Source organism: Methylobacterium brachiatum, assembly GCF_020523825.1.
Lineage (GTDB): Bacteria > Pseudomonadota > Alphaproteobacteria > Rhizobiales > Beijerinckiaceae > Methylobacterium > Methylobacterium brachiatum.
In genome coordinates, this window is sequence record NZ_JAJALK010000002.1 from 637,578 (window position 1) to 653,961 (window position 16,384).

Consider the following 16,384-nt stretch of genomic DNA (forward strand, 5'->3'; position numbering starts at 1 on the left):
AGCACCGCGTGGCAGGGCACGATCATTCGCATGGAGGCCCTCCCTTCGAAGGCGCTTCGCAGTCCGGCCACGGCACGTCTTCGACCGCTGGCCGATCCGGGGGCCACGCCCATGGCGGTCACGCGCATGGCGGTCATGGCGGCCACGTCCACGCGCCGAAGAATTTCGGGCCGGCCTTCGCGATCGGCATCGTGCTCAACACCGGTTTCGTGGTGGTCGAGGCGGCCTACGGCTACCTCAGCAACTCGATGTCCCTGGTGGCCGATGCCGGCCACAACCTCTCCGACGTGCTGGGCCTGGCCGCCGCCTGGATCGCCGCCATCCTGGTGCGCCGCCGGGCCAGCGCCCGCTTCACCTACGGCTATCGCGGCTCCTCCATCCTGGCGGCCCTGTTCAACGCCGTGTTCCTGCTGGTCGCCATGGGCGCGGTGATCTGGGAGGCGCTCGTCCGGCTGGTCCATCCCGAGCCCGTGGTCGGCACCATCGTGATGGTGGTCGCCGCCGTCGGCATCCTGGTCAACGGCGTCACCGCCTGGCTGTTCGCCAGCGGCGCCAAGGGCGACATCAACATCCGCGGCGCCTTCCTGCACATGGTGGCCGATGCCGCGGTCTCGGCCGGGGTCGTGGTCGCCGGCCTGGTGATCCAGCTCACCGGCCAGGCCTGGCTCGACCCGGCGGTCAGCCTCGCCATCGCGGGCCTCGTCGTCTGGGCGACCTGGGGGCTCCTGCGCGACAGCGTGGCGATGTCCCTCGACGCGGTGCCGCCCGAGATCTCCCCCGAGGCGGTGACCGGCTTCCTGCGCGACCGGCCCGGGGTCATCGACCTCCACGACCTGCATATCTGGCCGATGAGCACCACCAGCGTCGCCCTCACGGTCCATCTGGTGATCGCCGAGGACCACCCGGAGCATCGCGCGGCTGCCAACGGCTTCCTCAACGAAACCGCCGAGGGCCTGCGCACCCGCTTCGGCATCGGCCACGCGACCCTGCAGATCGAGGCGGCCGGCGGCCCGGCCTGCCGGCTCGCCCGGGAATGCGCGGCATGAGCGTGTCCCCGATCCCCCGGGCCTTCGTGGTCGGCCACCCGATCGCGCATTCGCGCTCGCCGCTGATCCACGGCTACTGGCTTAGCCAGCACGGTATCCCCGGCTCCTACGAGCGCCTGGACGTCGCCCCGGAGGCGTTCCCGGATTTCCTCCGGGCGCTGCCGGAATCGGGCTTCCGGGGCGGCAACGTCACGATCCCCCACAAGGAGGCGGCTTACGCGCTCGTCGATACGCTGACGCCGCGGGCGCAAAAGATCGGCGCGGTGAACACCCTGGTGGTCGAGCCCGACGGCCGGGTCCGCGGCGACAACACCGACGCGCCGGGCTTCTGCGCCCATCTCGACCACAGCCTGGGCGCCGGCTGGACCGAGCGGGCCGGCGGCACGGCGGTGGTGCTGGGCGCCGGCGGCGCGGCGCGGGCGATCGTGGTCGGCCTCGCCGAGAGCGGCCTGCGCCGGATCCTGATCGCCAACCGCACCCGGGCCCGGGCCGAGACCCTGGCGGCCCTGGCCCCGGGGATCGGCACCGCGCTCGCCTGGGACGACCTGCCCGACGCGCTCGCCGGGGCAGAGCTCCTGGTCAACACCACCTCGCTCGGGATGAAGGGCCAGCCGCCCCTCGATCTCGACCTCACCCCGTTGCCGGAAACCGCCGCAGTGGCCGACATCGTCTACGCCCCGCTGGAGACCGACCTGCTCGCGGCGGCACGCCGGCGGGGGCTCGCCGCGGTCGACGGACTCGGGATGCTGCTGCACCAGGCGGTGCCGGGTTTCGAGGCGTGGTTCGGCCTGCGCCCGGCCGTCACCCCGGGCCTGCGGGACCGGATCGTGGCGGATCTTACCGGATGAGCAAGGGCCGCCCCGTCATACTCGGCCTGACCGGCTCGATCGGCATGGGCAAGTCGGCCACCGCCCGGATGTTCTCGGCGCTCGGGGTCCCGGTCCACGATGCCGACGCCGCCGTCCACGCCCTCTACGGTCCAGGCGGCGAGGCCGCCGCAGCCATCGGCAAAGCCTTTCCGGGCGTGCTCGACCCGCAGGGCGGCGTCGACCGCGCCCGCCTGCGCGCGGCGGTGCTCGGCGATCCCGGCCGGATGGAAGCGCTCGAGGCCATCGTCCACCCGCTGGTCCGGGCGGCCAGCACGACCTTCCTGGCCCGGCACGCGGACGCGCCCCTGGTCGTCCTCGACATCCCGCTCCTCTACGAGACCGGGGGCGGGAGCCGCTGCGACGCGGTCGCGGTGGTCAGTGCGCCCCCCGAGGTGCAGCGCGCCCGGGTGCTGGCCCGCCCCGGCATGACCGAGGCGGCTTTCGAGGCGATCCGCGCCAAGCAGATGCCGGATGCCGAGAAGCGGGCCCGGGCGGATTTCGTGATCGATACGAGCCGGGGCTTTCCCGCCGCCGAGGCCGAGGTGGCGCGGATCGTGGCCGCGCTGACGGAGCGCGGTGCGCCGGAGCACCCCTCCGCTGGGTGACGCGGCCGCGCGACGGCCTATCTCCCGCTCACCGAGCCGGCTGCGGGATGGACGACGATGCGGTGTCTCGAAGGGATCGGCCGGGCCTCGGCGAATCCCGCGATCATGGCCAAGGCCCTGATCTCGCTCCTGATCCTGCCGCTGCTCGCGGCTGGGCCGGCCCAGGCGCAAGTTGCCGGCGCCTGCCCGCCCCCGAAGAAGCTCGCGGCCGGCGCCTGCGTCACCGCCTGCCCGGGCGGATACGAGGATCGCGGGCGCGACTGCGTCTACCGCAACCAGTCCCGCTGACAGTCAGGTCAGACCCACCCGATCCGCCCGAAGAACCCCGCGATCTCGGCCGTGGCCCGGTCGGGGTCCTCCCGGTGGGGGAAGTGGCCGACGCCCGGGAACGGCGCCAGGTCGAGATCCGAGAACGTCTCGCCGAGGCGGTCGGTCCAGGCATAGGGGAAGATCGGGTCGTGCTCGGCCCAGCGCACGCAGGTCGGCACGGCGATCGGCGGCAGGGGCGGGGCCTCGCCCTTGAGCATCGCGATCCGGCCGGCATGGGCCGCCCGGTAATGCGCGAAGCCGCCCGCGAGGTTGCCCGGCTTCCAGAAATTGTCCGCGAAGGCGTCCATCACGGGATCGAACGCGTCCTTGCGATGCGACCAGTGGCGCAGGAAATGGCCGATATAGGCGGCGCAGCTCTCCCGGCTGGCGCCCACCAGGGTCACCGCCAGGTCCATCTGGTTGAAGGACTGGTACCAGATCTCGCTGAGCCGGTCCGGCTCCCCGAGGCGGGGGCCGATCCCGGGATAGACGAAGTCGAACAGGAACAGGCCGGCGCAACGCTCCGGATGGGCGCGCGCCAGCGCCTGGATCACCGCGCCGCCGACATCGTGGCCGACGATGCCGGCGCGGTCGATGCCCAGCGCCTCCAGCAGCGCCGCCATGTCGGCCGCCTGCTCCGGTGGTCCGAAGGCGCCCTCCGGCTTGTCGCTGTCGCCGAAGCCGCGCAGGTCCGGGGCGATCAGGGTGTGGCGGGCGGACAGCCGCTCCATCACCGGCTCCCAGGTCAGCCAGAATTCCGGCCAGCCGTGGAGCAGAAGCAGCGGCGATCCCGTGCCGCGGCGGGCGACATGCAGGTTCGCGCCGTTCACGCGCACGGTCAGGTGCTCGGTGCCGTCCATCGTCCCTCCATCCCGGCGCGCCGGGCCAGCATCTTCGCCTGCAGGCGGCTGCGGCGGGCGGCGATCACCGTGCCGTTGATCTCGCCGCCGAACAGGAACATGGCGGCGAGCCAGTACAAGAACACCAGGAACACCATCGCGGTGGCCAAGCCCCCGTAGGTGGACGCGTAGGCGTTCGAGAACCGGTCGAGATAATAGCCGAAGCCGAGGCCGGCGAGGAACCACAGGATCAGCGTCACCCCGATCCCCGGCAGCACCGACAGGATCGAGCGCCGGCCGGCGGCCACGAACTTGTGGGCGATGATCAGCACCACCGCCAGCAGCAGGGCCGTGACGACGATCCGCCCGATCGCCACCGTGAGGCCCAGGGGCTCCACCCCCGGGGCGACCAGGACGATGTTGCGCCAGATCAGCGGGCCCAGCACCACGAGCAGGGCGAAGGCCAGCATCGCGAAGGCGCCGCAGATCACGTAGCCGATCGATTCGAGCCGGGTCAGCCACCACGGGCGGCTCTCCCGCAGGCCGTAGGCCCGGTTCAGGCCGACCCGCAGGCTCTCGACCCCCGAGGAGGAGAAGTAGAGGGCGAACAGGGCGCCGAGCGTCAGCACGCCGCTGCGCTGCTCGGTGAGCACCCGGTGGACCTCGCCGACGATCGGCTTGGCGATCTCCCGGGGCCAGGCGTCGAAGATCAGGTTGCCCGCCTCGTCGGCCAGGGACTGCGTGCCGAACAGGCCGGCGAGCGCCGCGAGCAGGATCAGGAACGGGAACAGGGAGGTCAGGGTCGAGAGCGCGATGTGGCTGGCGATCGCCCAGCCGTCATGGGCGACGAAGCGCTGCGCCGCGAGGCCCGCGACCTGTAATCCGCTGCGGAGAGATTTCACGGGTGTCCAACGATCCTCGTAGCGCGCTCGCCGATGAAGGGCGCGCGGCCCGGCCCGTCAACGCCGCCGGACCCGTCCGGTCCCGTTCGCGGCCCGGTGACGCGCCGCGGCCACGCCGGACCGGCCGGATGGCCGAATCGCCGTTGCCATTTCCCCGCCGGCATGCTCCGTCCGCGCGGTCATGCCCACCCCCCCAGGCGATTCGAACCGCGCGGCCAGCGCCCTCCCGGTGCTGTTCGTCCCGATCTGGGCGACCGGCTTCATCTCCGCCCGGGCCGTGATCCCGCACGCCGATCCCCTGGGCTTCACGGCGGTCCGGTTCACCGGCGTCGCCCTGCTGCTGGCGCTGATCGCCATGGCGTCCCGGGTGCGCTGGCCCGGGACCCGGGCGGGCTGGCGCGATCCCATGGTGGCGGGCTTCCTGATGCAGGGCATCTACCTGTCGGGGGTGTTCTGGGCGGTGAGCCGGGGGCTCCCGGCCGGGATCGCCGCCCTGGTCGGCAGCCTCCAGCCGCTGCTGACGGCGCTCCTGGCGGGGCCGCTCCTCGGCGAGCGCGTCAGCGGCCGGCGGGCCTTCGGGATCCTGCTGGGCTTTGCCGGCGCCGGGCTGGTGCTCGCCCCGAAGCTCGGCGCCGCCGACCCGTCCGGGATCCCGCCGGTGGCCCTGGCGGTCAGCCTGGTGGCGGTCCTGGCCCTGACGCTGGGCACCCTCTGGCAGAAGCGGACCGGCGGGGGCGGCGACCTCCTGGCCAACGCGACGCTGCAATTCGTGGGCGGGATGGCCTGCGCGATCCCGCTGGCGCTGGCCTTCGGCCACGCGACGATCGACCCGGTCGCGCCCCTGTGGCTCGGGCTCGCCTGGGCGATCCTGGTCAACTCGGTGGCCGGGATCCTGCTGCTCCTGGCGCTGATCCGGCGGGGCGCGGTGGCCGGCGTCGCCGCCCTGTTCTTCCTGGTTCCGCCGGTGGCGGCCCTGCTGGGCTACCTGCTGTTCGGCGAGGTGCTCACCCTGGTGCAGGGCGCCGGGATGACGGTGGCGGCGCTCGGCGTCGCGGTGGCGAGCCGGGCCTGACAGGAGGCCTTGGCGCCGCAGTCCCGGAACCCCCGGTGAGACCCGGTCTTTCGCTTGTTGCCGCCCAGCCGCCGAAGAGCCGGGCCGGATCACCGAGATCCCCGGGAGGCCCCATGAACCAGATCCTCGTCGTCGCGCTCATCTGCGCCGCCAACGTCCAGGCCCCCGACTGCTCGCGGGAGACCGCCCTCGACGTGATCACCGGGCCGGCCCACACGCTGCAGGAATGCCTGATCCAGGGACCGGTACTGGCAGCCAATACCGGTTTCACCGGCGAGAACGGCGCCTACGTGAAGACGCGCTGCGAGCAGAAGCGCTGAGCCGGGCTGAAACGGCTTCCCGTATCGTGGCACGCGGGCACGGCTGTCAGTGATTGTGGATACGAAATAACGTGCGCCGAGCCGGTCTCCATTTCGGCCGCGAGCATTCTGACGCATTCAACTTCAGTTCAAGACGCCGCAAATGAAATCTGCTTCGGCCTCGACGTCGGACGGGTTAGAAGACACGATCCAATAAAACGCCACGCGAGCCAAAAACCATGTCCGCATCCCCCGCCATCCAGACCGAGCCGCAGGACGTCGTCAGCCTCGCCAAGGCGGCCAGCGAGAGCGCGAAGGCCCTCGTGGCGGAAGCCACACGCCGGGTCCGGACGCGCATCCTCGGCACGGACGGGCGGATCGATGCCGGCAAGCTCGAGACCCAGCAGCACGCCGCCCACGGGCTGGCCTGGCTGGCGACCTACGCAGAGGCGGTGGCCGAGCTCGGCGGTTATGCCGAACGCCTCCAGGCCGAGGGCCGGTTCGGCGAGACCGAGACGCTGCTCGTGCGGATCGGCGCCGGCGAGTATCTCGACCAGCTGTTCTCCGGCATCCCGATGAGCCAGGGCGAGATGGTCCGCCCGACCGGCTCGCTCGGCCTCTCGGCCAAGGAGGTCGCGCAGTACCGCTCGGACGCGGTCGAGACCCTGATCGCCGAGGGCAATACCCCGGAGAACCGCGCCGCCCTGGTGGCGCTGATGCGCGAGGGCGGCGGCTCGGCCACCGTGGGCGCCTCGGGCCTCGACGAGGACATGGAGGCGATCCGCTCCGAGATGCGCCGCTTCGGCAAGGCCGAGGTGGTCGAGCAGGCGCATGAGTGGCACCTGAAGAATGAATACATCCCCATGGAGGTCGTCACTAAGATGGCCGAGCTGGGCGTGTTCGGCCTGACCATCCCGGAGGAATACGGCGGCATGGGCCTGCCTAAGACCGCCATGTGCGTGGTCTCGGAGGAGCTGTCCCGGGCCTATATCGGCGTCGGCTCGCTCGGCACCCGCTCGGAGATCGCCGCCGAGCTGATCCTGTGCGGCGGCACCGAGGAGCAGAAGCACCGCTTCCTGCCGAAGATCGCCAGCGGCGACATTTTGCCGACTGCCGTGTTCACCGAGCCGAACACTGGGTCCGACCTCGCGAGCCTGCGCACCAAGGCCGTCAAGGACGGCGAGACGTGGAAAATCACCGGCAACAAGACCTGGATCACCCATCCGGTCCGGGCCGACATCATGACCGTGCTGGTGCGGACCAAGCCGGAGGAGAAGGGCCATCGCGGCCTCTCGATGCTGATCGCCGAGAAGCCCCGGGGCACGGACGCAGAGCCGTTCCCGGTCCAGGGCCTGTCCGGCGGCGAGATCGAGGTGCTCGGCTACCGGGGCATGAAGGAATACGAGCTGGCCTTCGAGGGGTTCGAGGTGCCCGGCGGCAACCTGCTCGGCGAGGTCGAGGGCAAGGGCTTCGCCCAGCTGATGCAGACCTTCGAATCGGCCCGCATCCAGACCGCGGCCCGTGCCATCGGCGTCGCCCAGTCGGCCCTCGACGTGGCCCTGCGCTACGCCGAGGAGCGGGTGCAGTTCGGCAAGGCGCTGGTCAGCTTCCCGCGGGTCGCCGACAAGCTCGCCATGATGGCGGTGGAGATCAACATCGCCCGCCAGCTCACCTATTTCTCGGCCCGCGAGAAGGATGCCGGCAAGCGCTGCGACCTGGAGGCCGGGATGGCCAAGCTGCTCGGCGCCCGCGTCGCCTGGGCGGCCGCCGACAACGCGCTCCAGATCCACGGCGGCAACGGCTTCGCCTTGGAATACCCGGTCAGCCGGATCCTGTGCGACGCCCGCATCCTGTCGATCTTCGAGGGCGCCGCCGAGATCCAGGCCCAGGTCATCGCCCGGCGCCTGCTCGAAGCGGCCTGAAAGTCCCGGATTCACACGGTCCGGGACCGTGTGCGGGTGCCGGGCAGAGCCCGGCGGCATCGGGGCTCTGCCCCGATAGCTCCGCCCAAGGGCTGAGCCCTTTGGGATCCCCGCTACTTGGTAATCTTCACCGAGATCGGGTCGCTCGACGGGAACGTCTCCTCAAGGGCGTCGTCGAGGCGCTCGTCCATCTTCTCGGGCTTGTTGGCGGGATTGGCCTTGTCGTCCGGCTTGGCGCTGCCCTGCTGGAAGCCGGGCTTGGTCTCGTTCTCGAGCTTGTGGTCGTCGGCCATGTCTGTCCCTTATCGGTGACGGGTGCACGCGCGGTGCCTGTGCGCGTCAACGCGACGGGGCCCGGGTGTTTCCGGTTTTTTCGGGCGCAAGGCGTATCAATCAGGCCGTCGCCACCGCCGGGCCGGCTGATAACCGCGTCGCGCGGCCTCGCGCAGACGCCTCACGCATCACGGTCTCGTAGACGCCCGTCAGCCGGTCGAGATGGACTTCCGGGGTCAGCGGCGCGGTCCAGTAGCGGGCATGCGCGGCCCGGCCCATCCGGGCCGCGAGGGCGTCGTCCGACAGGCGGCGCAGATGGGCGGCGAGCGCATCCGGATCGCCCGAGCGGAACCAGAACCCGGTCTCGCCGTCGACCACCGCCTCCCGGCCGGCACAGGCATCGCTGACGACCACCGGCGTGCCGCAGGCCAGAGCCTCGTAAACGGTGAGCGGCTGGCCCTCGTACCAGACGCTCGGGAAGACCAGCGCCCGCGCCTGCCGCATCAGCGCCTGCACGCCGGCGGGGTCGCGCCAGCCGAGCATCACCGCCTCGGGATAGCGGGTGGCGAGGTCGGCCCGCTCCGAGCCGTCGCCGACGAACACGGCCCGCACCCCGGCCCGGCGGGCGGCTTCGGCGAAGATCGGCGCGCCCTTCTCGGTGGAGATCCGGCCGACGAACAGGCAGTCGCCCGGCGGTCCCTCGTGGACCGGCGTCTGCGCCACCGCGATCGGGTTGTCGACCCGGTGGAACATCGTGCCGGCGGGCATCAGCGGCCGGACCACGCTCTCTTGCAGGTCACTGATCGTGACGATGTGGGCGAACAGCTCCGGCAGCCGGGCGACATGCGCGAGCCCGGCATGGCGGATCATCCGGGCGACCTTGCGCGGGTAGCTGCGCGCATCGCACTTCGCCAGGATGCAGGAGGCCGACATCGGCGTGCGGTGGCAGATCGTCTGCTCGGGATAGGCGTAGAACCCGCCGGTCGGGCAGACCAGGAAGAACTCGTGCATCGTGTAGAGGCACGGCAGGCCGGAAGCCCGCAGGGCCGGGCCGATGGCGGGCGACAGCGCCTTGGCGAAGGCGTGGACATGGACCAGCGTGTCCCGCGGATCGCAGGCGGCGAGCTCGGCCGCCAGGGCACGGGCCGCCGGGCCGTTCCAGATCGCCTGGGCCGCGAAGGCGAGCTTGCTGCGCGCCGTCGTGACGTCGTCCTGATCCAGGCACACCACCCGGATGCCGGCGGGTTCCAGCCGCGGATCAACCGGGCCCACGGCCGCGAACAGGGTGACGCGGTGACCCCGGGCGGCGAGCCCGAGGGCGGATTCGATCGCGACCTTGGCCTGGCCACCGTTGATCGCGGCATGGTCGGCGACGAGGACGATGTGCACGTCAGGAAGTCCGCCGCTCTATTTTCGGGGTGGAAATCTGTAACGGCCGGCGGTTGATCCTCCGTAAACCGGCCTGGACTTATGATCGCGGCGGGTCCTGCCGAGACAAGTCATGCATGTCGTGATCCTGGCCGAGTTCGCGACCGCCAGCGGCGGGGCGGAAAAGGTCGCCCTGGAATCCGCCCGCGGGCTCGCCGAGGCCGGCCTGGCGGTCACCTACATCCAGGCGATCCCGGGCCCGGTCGATCCCCTGCTGGACCACGGGAACATCCGGCGGATCGAACTCGGCCTGCCCGACATCTGGACCCTGGGCGGCCTCAGAGCGGCGGCCACCGGGATCTGGCACGCCGCGGCGGCCCGCGCCCTCGAGGTGGCGCTCCGGGAGCTTCCGGCACCGCCGGATTGCCTCCATCTGCACCAATGGACCCGCACCCTGTCGCCGGCGATCTTCCCGGTCCTGACCCGCCTCGATGTGCCGGTGGTCGTCACCCTGCACGACTACGCCCTGGCCTGCCCGAACGGGGTCTATTACCGGTTCGACCGGGCCGAGCCCTGCGGGCTCACGCCGCTCTCGCCGGCCTGTCTCGCCGCGCCCTGCGATCCCCGCAGCCGGGTTCACAAGCTCGTGCGCGTCGCCCGCGCGGGCGCGCTCCGGCAGGCCCTGCACCGGCGCCCGCTCCATGTCGTCCATGTCTGCGACGCCAGCCGCCGGCGGCTTGGCGACCTGCTCGGCGGCTACGCGCTCACCCATCACCGCGTCGACAACCCGGTCCGGATCGCCGCCGGGCCGCCGGCCGATCCCGCCCGGGGCGACGCCATCGCGTATGTCGGGCGCCTGACCCGGGAGAAGGGCGCCGACCTCGTGGCGGACGCGGCCCGGTCCGCCGGGCTCACCGCCCTGTTCGTCGGCGCCGGTCCCCTGGAAGCGGAACTGCGCGCTCGGCCCGGTGTCGAGGTGATCGGCTGGCAGGCGCCGGACGCCGTCTGGGCGCTGCTGCGCAGCCGCGCCCGGGCGCTCGCCGCCCCGTCGCGCTGGTACGAGACCGGGCCGCTCACGGTCTACGAGGCCCTGGCGGCCGGCCTTCCCGTGGTCGCCTCCGACCGGTCCGGCGCGGCCGAGAAGGTGCGGGACGGGCGCACCGGCTTCGTGGTCCCCCCCGAGATCGGGGCGTTGGCGGCGGCGTTCTCGGCCCTGCGGGACGATGCCTGCGCGGCGACCCTCGGGGCGAATGCCCGGGCGCAGATCCAGGCTGCGCCGATGACGCTCGCCACCCATGCCGCCGCGCTCCGGTCGCTCTATGCCGGGCTCGTGCAGCGTGGGACTGGTGCGATGCACCATGCCGGCGCCGCGGCCCGGCCGGACCGGACGAGCGCTGAATCGGCCTGATACCGAATCGGCAAGTCCCAACCCCGGGCGCGTCGGCTATAGACAGCCAGAAAGATTGATATAGAGAGGCGTCTGTGCGGCCGAATCGTACCATGACCCTGTCTGGAACGGCCAAGGTTTATTGGAAGCGGGCGCGTTGCCGCTATGGCGACGCGAAGACTGTTCGGATACCGGGATCATGCATTTTATCCGGATTCTCGCGCCCGCGCCGCACCCCCGAACATGCACTTGACTTCTTGTTGCACTGCAACATATACAGACGCGTCACCGCGGACGCAGATCGGCGTCCCATCCCGAGACAGCGTGTGCTGGAGACTTCGATGCAGACCCCGAACTTCGAGATCCCGACCGAGATGCGTGATTTCGCCGAGAAGAGCGTCGACCAGGCGCGCAACGCCGTCGGCACCATGATGGCGAACGCCATCAAGGCGACCGAGCAGGTCCAGGCCTCGGGCCAGACCTTCCAGTCGACCATGACGGCGGCGGTCTCGAAGGGTTTCGAGCACGCGCAGAACAACGCGAACGCGACCTTCGACTTCGCCCAGAAGCTGGCCCGCACCAAGGACCTGCGCGAGGCGTTCGAGCTGCAGTCCGAGTTCGTCCGCAGCCAGTTCGCCGCCCTCCAGGCCCAGGCCAAGGATTTCGGCGCCCTCGCGCAGCAGAACGTCGCCCGCTGAAGACGCACCGATCCGCCCAGAGCGGATCGTTCGAGGCGGTGCCCGGCCCGACGCGGCGGGGCACCGCCGGATAGAAGCCTTCCGAACACGGTCTTCCCTCCGGCCGCCGCTCCGTCAGGGGGCCCGATGCGGACGAGGAGGAGATCGCGCCATGAGCAAGCCGCGTCGACCGAAGGGGCCCCGCCCCGATTGGGCTCCGAAGCCGGCTCTCAATACCGACGGGCCCGCGCTCCGCGCCGTTCCGCCGCCCACCGACACGGCCATCCCGGACGTGGCGGTTGCCAAGGCCACGGAGACCGTCGCCGCCTCCGAGCCGGATGATGCCGCGCCGGAGGCTCCCGCAGAGGTCTCGGTCCCGGTGGCCGCCCTCGTCCCACCCGTCACGATCCCGCCGGTGACGACTCCGTCCGCCGCGCCCCTCGCGCGGGACGACGCCGCCGAACACCTCACCGCGACCAGCTTAGCCGCGACCAGCCGGGCCGGGTTCACGCCGAATCACCGCGACGGCACCGGCATCGGCTCGACGATCGCCCGCTACATGCGCGGGGAGAGCGAGGCCGCTCTGGCGCATCTGCGGGCCCTGTCGCAAGCGGGCTCGCCGACCGAATTGATGCGTCTGCAGATGGGCGAGGTCCAGCGGGCCGCCGATGCCTCGCTGACCTGCTGGAGCGACGTCATCCGCAAGGCGAGCCGCCTCGTCGCGTTCCGCTGACGCACGATCGCCACGTTCAGGCTGTCGCATGCGCGCGACATGCCGGCCGCCTCGTTCCGGGCAACCGTCGATTAACCATACCGCTCCTATGCCCTATCAAGGGGCACGGGAGTTGAATCCGGACCGATGCCGAGTCGCGCGCGCCAGATCCGTTCCGCCATCCACCGCCTCTGCCTGGCTCTGACGCTGGCAGGCTCGCCCGTCCTCGCGCAGAACGGCGACAAGCCCGCCGCGCCGACGCCCGCGATCGCCATCGGGGCGGATCTCGCCAGCCAGGCCGGCACCACGCGGCTCACCCTGACCCTGTCCCGGGCCGTGGAGGCCCGCGGCTTCGTGATGGAACGGCCCGACCGGGCGGTGATCGACCTGCCGGAGGTCAATTTCCAGCTCGATTCCGGGGCGGGGCGTCGCCGCGACGGCCTCGTCCAATCCTTCCGCTACGGCCTGTTCGCCCCCGGCCGCTCGCGGGTCGTGATCGACCTCGCCGCGCCGGCCACGATCGGGCGGATCGAGACCGTGACCCGGGCCCGGGACGGTGCGGTGCTGCTGACGATCCCGCTCCAGCGCGTCGAGCGCGACGCGTTCCGCAAGGCGGCCGCGGCCAGCGACCCGGCCCCCGCCCAGGCGCGCAGCGCCGCCCCCGAACCCGCCGACCAGCGCCCGCTGATCATGGTCGATGCCGGGCATGGCGGGACCGATCCCGGGGCGATCGCGGTGGGCGGGGTGTTCGAGAAGGACATCGTGTTCGGCTACGCGCAGGCCCTGGTCGAGAAGCTGGAAGCGAGCGGCCGCTACCGGGTCCGGATGACCCGCGACCGGGACGTGTTCGTGCCGCTGGCCGACCGCGTCCGCCTCGCCCGCGAGGCCAAGGCGGACCTGTTCGTGTCGATCCACGCGGATTCGATCTCGGCCGCGCCCCAGGTGCGCGGGGCCACCATCTACACCAACGCCGAGAAGGCGACCGACGTGGAATCCGCCCGGCTCGCCGAGCGCGAGAACAAGGCCGACGCCGCCGCCGGCGCCGATTCCGCCGAGGCCCCTCCGGACATCGCCGACATCCTGCAGGAATTGACCCTGCGGGAGACCCGGGGCTTCTCGTCGGGCTTCGCCCGCACCCTGATGGGCCAGCTCGCCCCGGTCATGGAGATGAGCGCCAAGCCCCACCGGGAGGCGCGCTTCATGGTGCTGCGCTCCCCCGACGTGCCGAGCGTGCTGGTGGAACTCGGCTATCTCTCGAGCAAGCGCGACCTGGAGATGCTGCAATCGCCGGAGTGGCGCGCGGGGGTCACCGGCTCGATGGCGAAGGCGATCGATCTGTTCTTCGGCAACCGCGCGACCCTGAAGCCGTCCACGAACCCGCGCCGGTCGGCGGCCGTCGCCCCAGTTTTACCATAGATAGAGTGTCGATACGGGGTGTCCGACGCCCCGTCGCACCGCCGCTGAACCGGCAATCCGAGGGGGCCTCACGGGAGCGTCCGGGAGCCGACCGCGTCGAATACGGACGCCCGTGCCGGATGAGCCGAACCCGGCATGCGGCCGGGCCAGCGACGAGCGGAACACCGGATGCGTCTGATCCTTCGTTTCTTCGGGATCCTGTTTAGCGCCGGCGCGGTGCTGTTCGTGGTCGGTGCTGCGGCCGGCGGCTACTTCTACTGGAAGTACAGCCAGGACCTGCCCGACCACGCCGCGCTCGCCAATTACGAGCCGCCGGTGATGACCCGCATCCACGCGGCCGACGGCTCTCTGCTGGCCGAATATGCCCGCGAGCGCCGGCTATACCTGCCGATCCAGGCGATGCCGAAGATCGTGGTCGCGGCCTTCCTGTCGGCCGAGGACAAGAATTTCTACAAGCACGGCGGCATCGACCCCGAGGGGATCGTGCGCGCCTTCCTGACCAACGCCAAGTCGGGCAAGCGGCAGGGCGCCTCGACCATCACCCAGCAGGTCGCCAAGAACTTCCTGCTCTCCTCCGAGCAGACCTATGACCGCAAGATCCGCGAGGCGCTGCTGGCGCTGCGGATCGAGGCCGCCTACTCCAAGGACAAGATCCTGGAGCTCTATCTCAACGAGATCTTCCTCGGCACCATCGTCCCGGGCCGCAACCTGCACGGCGTCGCGGCGGCGGCCCTCGATTATTTCGGCAAATCGGTCCACGAGCTGACCATCAACGAGGCCGCGTATCTCGCCGCGCTGCCGAAGGGTCCCAACAACTACCACCCCTATCGCAAGACCCAGGCGGCCCTCGACCGCCGCAACGAGATCATCCGCCTGATGGCGGAGAACAGCTACATCACCAAGGAAGAGGCGGATTCCGCCAAGAAGATGCCGCTCGGGGTCAACCCGCGGGTCGCCTTCCCGAACGCCGCCAACGCCAACTACTTCACCGAGGAGGTCCGGCGCGAGATCTCCGAGCGCTACGGCGAGAAGAAGCTCTACGAGGGCGGTCTCTCGGTGCGCGCCACCCTCGATCCGAAGATGCAGGCCTGGGCCCGCAAGGCGCTGGTCGACGGCCTCGTGCGCTACGACCAGGCCCATGGCTGGCGCGGCGCGGTCACCAAGGTCGACCTGACCGGGCGCGACTGGGGCATGGCGGCCGCCGAGGTTCCGGCGCTCGGCGACGTGGCGCCGTGGCGGCTCGCCGTGGTGCTGGGCAATGGCGGCGGCGGCGTCCAGGTCGGCCTCCAGCCCAAGCGCGAGGCGTCCGGCCAGGTCGGCAAGGACCGCGAGACCGGCGTGATCCCCCCGGACGGCATGCGCTGGGCCGGCCGGCCGAACCTCCAGCCCGGCGACATGGTCTATGTCGAGGCGATGGATGGCGGCCGCGGCCAGTACCGCCTGCGCCAGAAGCCCGAGGTCTCCGGTGCCATCGTGGCGATGGACCCGAATACGGGCCGGGTCCACGCGATGGTCGGCGGCTTCTCGTACGACGAATCCGAGTTCAACCGCGCCACCCAGGCGATGCGCCAGCCCGGCTCGTCGTTCAAGCCGATCGTCTACTCGGCGGCGCTGGACAACGGCTACACCCCGTCCTCGATCGTGCAGGACACGCCGATCACCATCGAGGCCGGCCCCGGCCAGGAGGCCTGGACGCCCTCGAACTACGACGGCAAGTCCGGCGGCCCGCACACCCTGCGGTACGGGATCGAGCATTCGAAGAACCTGATGACGGTCCGGCTTGCCAAGGATGTCGGCATGCCGCTCATCGCCGAATACGCCCGCCGCTTCGGCGTCTACGACGACATGCTGCCGGTGCTGCCGATGTCGCTGGGGGCCGGCGAGACCACGGTCATGCGCATGGTCACCGCCTACTCGATGCTCGCCAATGGCGGGCGCCGCATCCGGCCGACCCTGATCGATCGGATCCAGGACCGCATCGGCGAGACGATCTACCGGCACGACAACCGCAAGTGCATCGGCTGCGACGCCGAGAAATGGTCCGGCCAGGACGAGCCGAAGCTGGTGGACGATTCCGAGCAGGTGCTCGACCCGCTCACCGCCTACCAGATGGTCTCGATCATGGAGGGCGTGGTCCAGCGCGGCACCGCGACCCTGCTGAAGCAGATCGGCAAGCCGCTCGCCGGCAAGACCGGCACCACCAACGACGCCAAGGACGCGTGGTTCGTGGGCTTCTCGCCGGATCTCGCGGTCGGGATCTATATCGGCTTCGACAAGCCGCGCTCGCTCGGCGACCGCGCCACCGGCGGCGGACTCGCGGCGCCGATCGCCCTCGAGTTCCTGAAGGTCGCCCTCAAGGACAAGCCGCCGACCCCGTTCCGGGTGCCGCCCGGGATCAAGCTGATCCGCGTGAACCTCGCCTCCGGCACCCGTGCCGGTTCGGGGGAGGGCGCCGGCACGATCCTGGAGGCGTTCAAGCCCGGCACCGCGCCGCCGGATTCCTACGTCGCCCCGGCCCAGAGCGCCGCCCCCGCGGCGGTCCCGGCGGACCCCGACCGGGCCGCGCAGGCGGGCGGCCTCTACTGAGGGATCGGCCTCGGTCCTAACCGTCGGGTGGGACCGAGGCCTTTCGCGCCCGATCCTCCGGCGTTGCCCCGTGGGATGCGCTTCACGCCACTGCGACGAAGC

The 16,384-nt window shown here is 71.2% G+C and carries 16 protein-coding genes; 12 read left to right on the top strand and 4 right to left on the bottom strand.

Annotated elements, in window-relative coordinates:
- Nucleotides 1–8 precede the first annotated feature (8 nt).
- The 4 genes from LGR69_RS06675 to LGR69_RS06690 are packed head-to-tail and all read left to right on the top strand — an operon-like array spanning nucleotide 9 to nucleotide 2,808.
- Complete coding sequence (locus LGR69_RS06675) at nucleotides 9–1,046, top strand: cation diffusion facilitator family transporter (protein ID WP_230365536.1); 1,038 nt, start codon at nucleotides 9–11, stop codon at nucleotides 1,044–1,046.
- Nucleotides 1,043–1,894 (top strand): shikimate dehydrogenase, encoded by an 852-nt coding sequence (locus tag LGR69_RS06680; protein ID WP_230365537.1) that lies wholly within the window; start codon nucleotides 1,043–1,045, stop codon nucleotides 1,892–1,894. The genes LGR69_RS06675 and LGR69_RS06680 overlap by 4 nt, the downstream gene beginning before the upstream one ends.
- Nucleotides 1,891–2,520 carry a dephospho-CoA kinase gene (gene coaE, locus LGR69_RS06685; protein WP_230365538.1) on the top strand — a complete coding sequence of 210 codons (630 nt, stop codon included), beginning with the start codon at nucleotides 1,891–1,893 and terminating at the stop codon, nucleotides 2,518–2,520. The genes LGR69_RS06680 and coaE overlap by 4 nt, the downstream gene beginning before the upstream one ends.
- Before the next feature lie 57 nt (nucleotides 2,521–2,577).
- A complete protein-coding gene (locus LGR69_RS06690; RefSeq protein ID WP_230365539.1) occupies nucleotides 2,578–2,808 on the top strand; it encodes a hypothetical protein in 231 nt (76 codons plus the stop codon).
- Nucleotides 2,809–2,816: 8 nt separating this feature from the next.
- Here LGR69_RS06690 and LGR69_RS06695 read toward each other — a convergent pair whose 3' ends face one another.
- Together LGR69_RS06695 and LGR69_RS06700 are read right to left on the bottom strand one after the other, a co-directional pair.
- Complete coding sequence (locus LGR69_RS06695) at nucleotides 2,817–3,689, bottom strand: alpha/beta fold hydrolase (RefSeq protein WP_230365540.1); 873 nt, start codon at nucleotides 3,687–3,689, stop codon at nucleotides 2,817–2,819.
- Nucleotides 3,668–4,570, bottom strand: coding sequence for a YihY/virulence factor BrkB family protein (locus LGR69_RS06700; protein WP_007565259.1), 903 nt, complete (start codon nucleotides 4,568–4,570; stop codon nucleotides 3,668–3,670). The genes LGR69_RS06695 and LGR69_RS06700 overlap by 22 nt, the downstream gene beginning before the upstream one ends.
- A gap of 181 nt (nucleotides 4,571–4,751) precedes the next feature.
- Between LGR69_RS06700 and LGR69_RS06705 the strand changes: the two genes are divergently transcribed.
- From LGR69_RS06705 to LGR69_RS06715, 3 genes are all read left to right on the top strand, one after another.
- Entirely contained in the window at nucleotides 4,752–5,642 is an 891-nt protein-coding gene (locus LGR69_RS06705; protein ID WP_230365541.1) for a DMT family transporter, read from the top strand.
- Between the two features lie 113 nt (nucleotides 5,643–5,755).
- The gene (locus LGR69_RS06710) at nucleotides 5,756–5,962 is read left to right on the top strand and encodes a hypothetical protein (RefSeq protein WP_007565256.1); all 207 of its coding nucleotides are present in this window, start codon (nucleotides 5,756–5,758) and stop codon (nucleotides 5,960–5,962) included.
- Nucleotides 5,963–6,180: 218 nt separating this feature from the next.
- Nucleotides 6,181–7,863 carry an acyl-CoA dehydrogenase family protein gene (locus LGR69_RS06715; protein WP_230365542.1) on the top strand — a complete coding sequence of 561 codons (1,683 nt, stop codon included), beginning with the start codon at nucleotides 6,181–6,183 and terminating at the stop codon, nucleotides 7,861–7,863.
- A gap of 113 nt (nucleotides 7,864–7,976) precedes the next feature.
- Here the strand turns inward: LGR69_RS06715 and LGR69_RS06720 are convergent, their stop codons facing one another.
- Both LGR69_RS06720 and LGR69_RS06725 read right to left on the bottom strand, forming a co-directional pair.
- Nucleotides 7,977–8,156 carry a hypothetical protein gene (locus tag LGR69_RS06720; RefSeq protein ID WP_007565252.1) on the bottom strand — a complete coding sequence of 60 codons (180 nt, stop codon included), beginning with the start codon at nucleotides 8,154–8,156 and terminating at the stop codon, nucleotides 7,977–7,979.
- A 100-nt stretch (nucleotides 8,157–8,256) separates the two neighbouring features.
- Entirely contained in the window at nucleotides 8,257–9,525 is a 1,269-nt protein-coding gene (locus LGR69_RS06725; RefSeq protein ID WP_230365543.1) for a glycosyltransferase family 4 protein, read from the bottom strand.
- Between the two features lie 112 nt (nucleotides 9,526–9,637).
- On the opposite strand from LGR69_RS06725, the gene LGR69_RS06730 reads away from it, so the two are divergent.
- The 5 genes from LGR69_RS06730 (at nucleotide 9,638) to LGR69_RS06750 (ending at nucleotide 16,282) form a co-directional block, all read left to right on the top strand.
- A complete protein-coding gene (locus LGR69_RS06730; protein WP_230365544.1) occupies nucleotides 9,638–10,912 on the top strand; it encodes a glycosyltransferase in 1,275 nt (424 codons plus the stop codon).
- Nucleotides 10,913–11,232: 320 nt separating this feature from the next.
- A complete protein-coding gene (locus LGR69_RS06735) occupies nucleotides 11,233–11,589 on the top strand; it encodes a phasin (protein WP_007565246.1) in 357 nt (118 codons plus the stop codon).
- A gap of 151 nt (nucleotides 11,590–11,740) precedes the next feature.
- Nucleotides 11,741–12,301, top strand: coding sequence for a phasin family protein (locus tag LGR69_RS06740; RefSeq protein WP_230365545.1), 561 nt, complete (start codon nucleotides 11,741–11,743; stop codon nucleotides 12,299–12,301).
- A 126-nt stretch (nucleotides 12,302–12,427) separates the two neighbouring features.
- Complete coding sequence (locus LGR69_RS06745) at nucleotides 12,428–13,696, top strand: N-acetylmuramoyl-L-alanine amidase (protein WP_007565243.1); 1,269 nt, start codon at nucleotides 12,428–12,430, stop codon at nucleotides 13,694–13,696.
- 168 nt (nucleotides 13,697–13,864) lie between these two features.
- Nucleotides 13,865–16,282 (top strand): penicillin-binding protein 1A, encoded by a 2,418-nt coding sequence (locus LGR69_RS06750; protein ID WP_007565241.1) that lies wholly within the window; start codon nucleotides 13,865–13,867, stop codon nucleotides 16,280–16,282.
- Nucleotides 16,283–16,384: the final 102 nt, after the last annotated feature.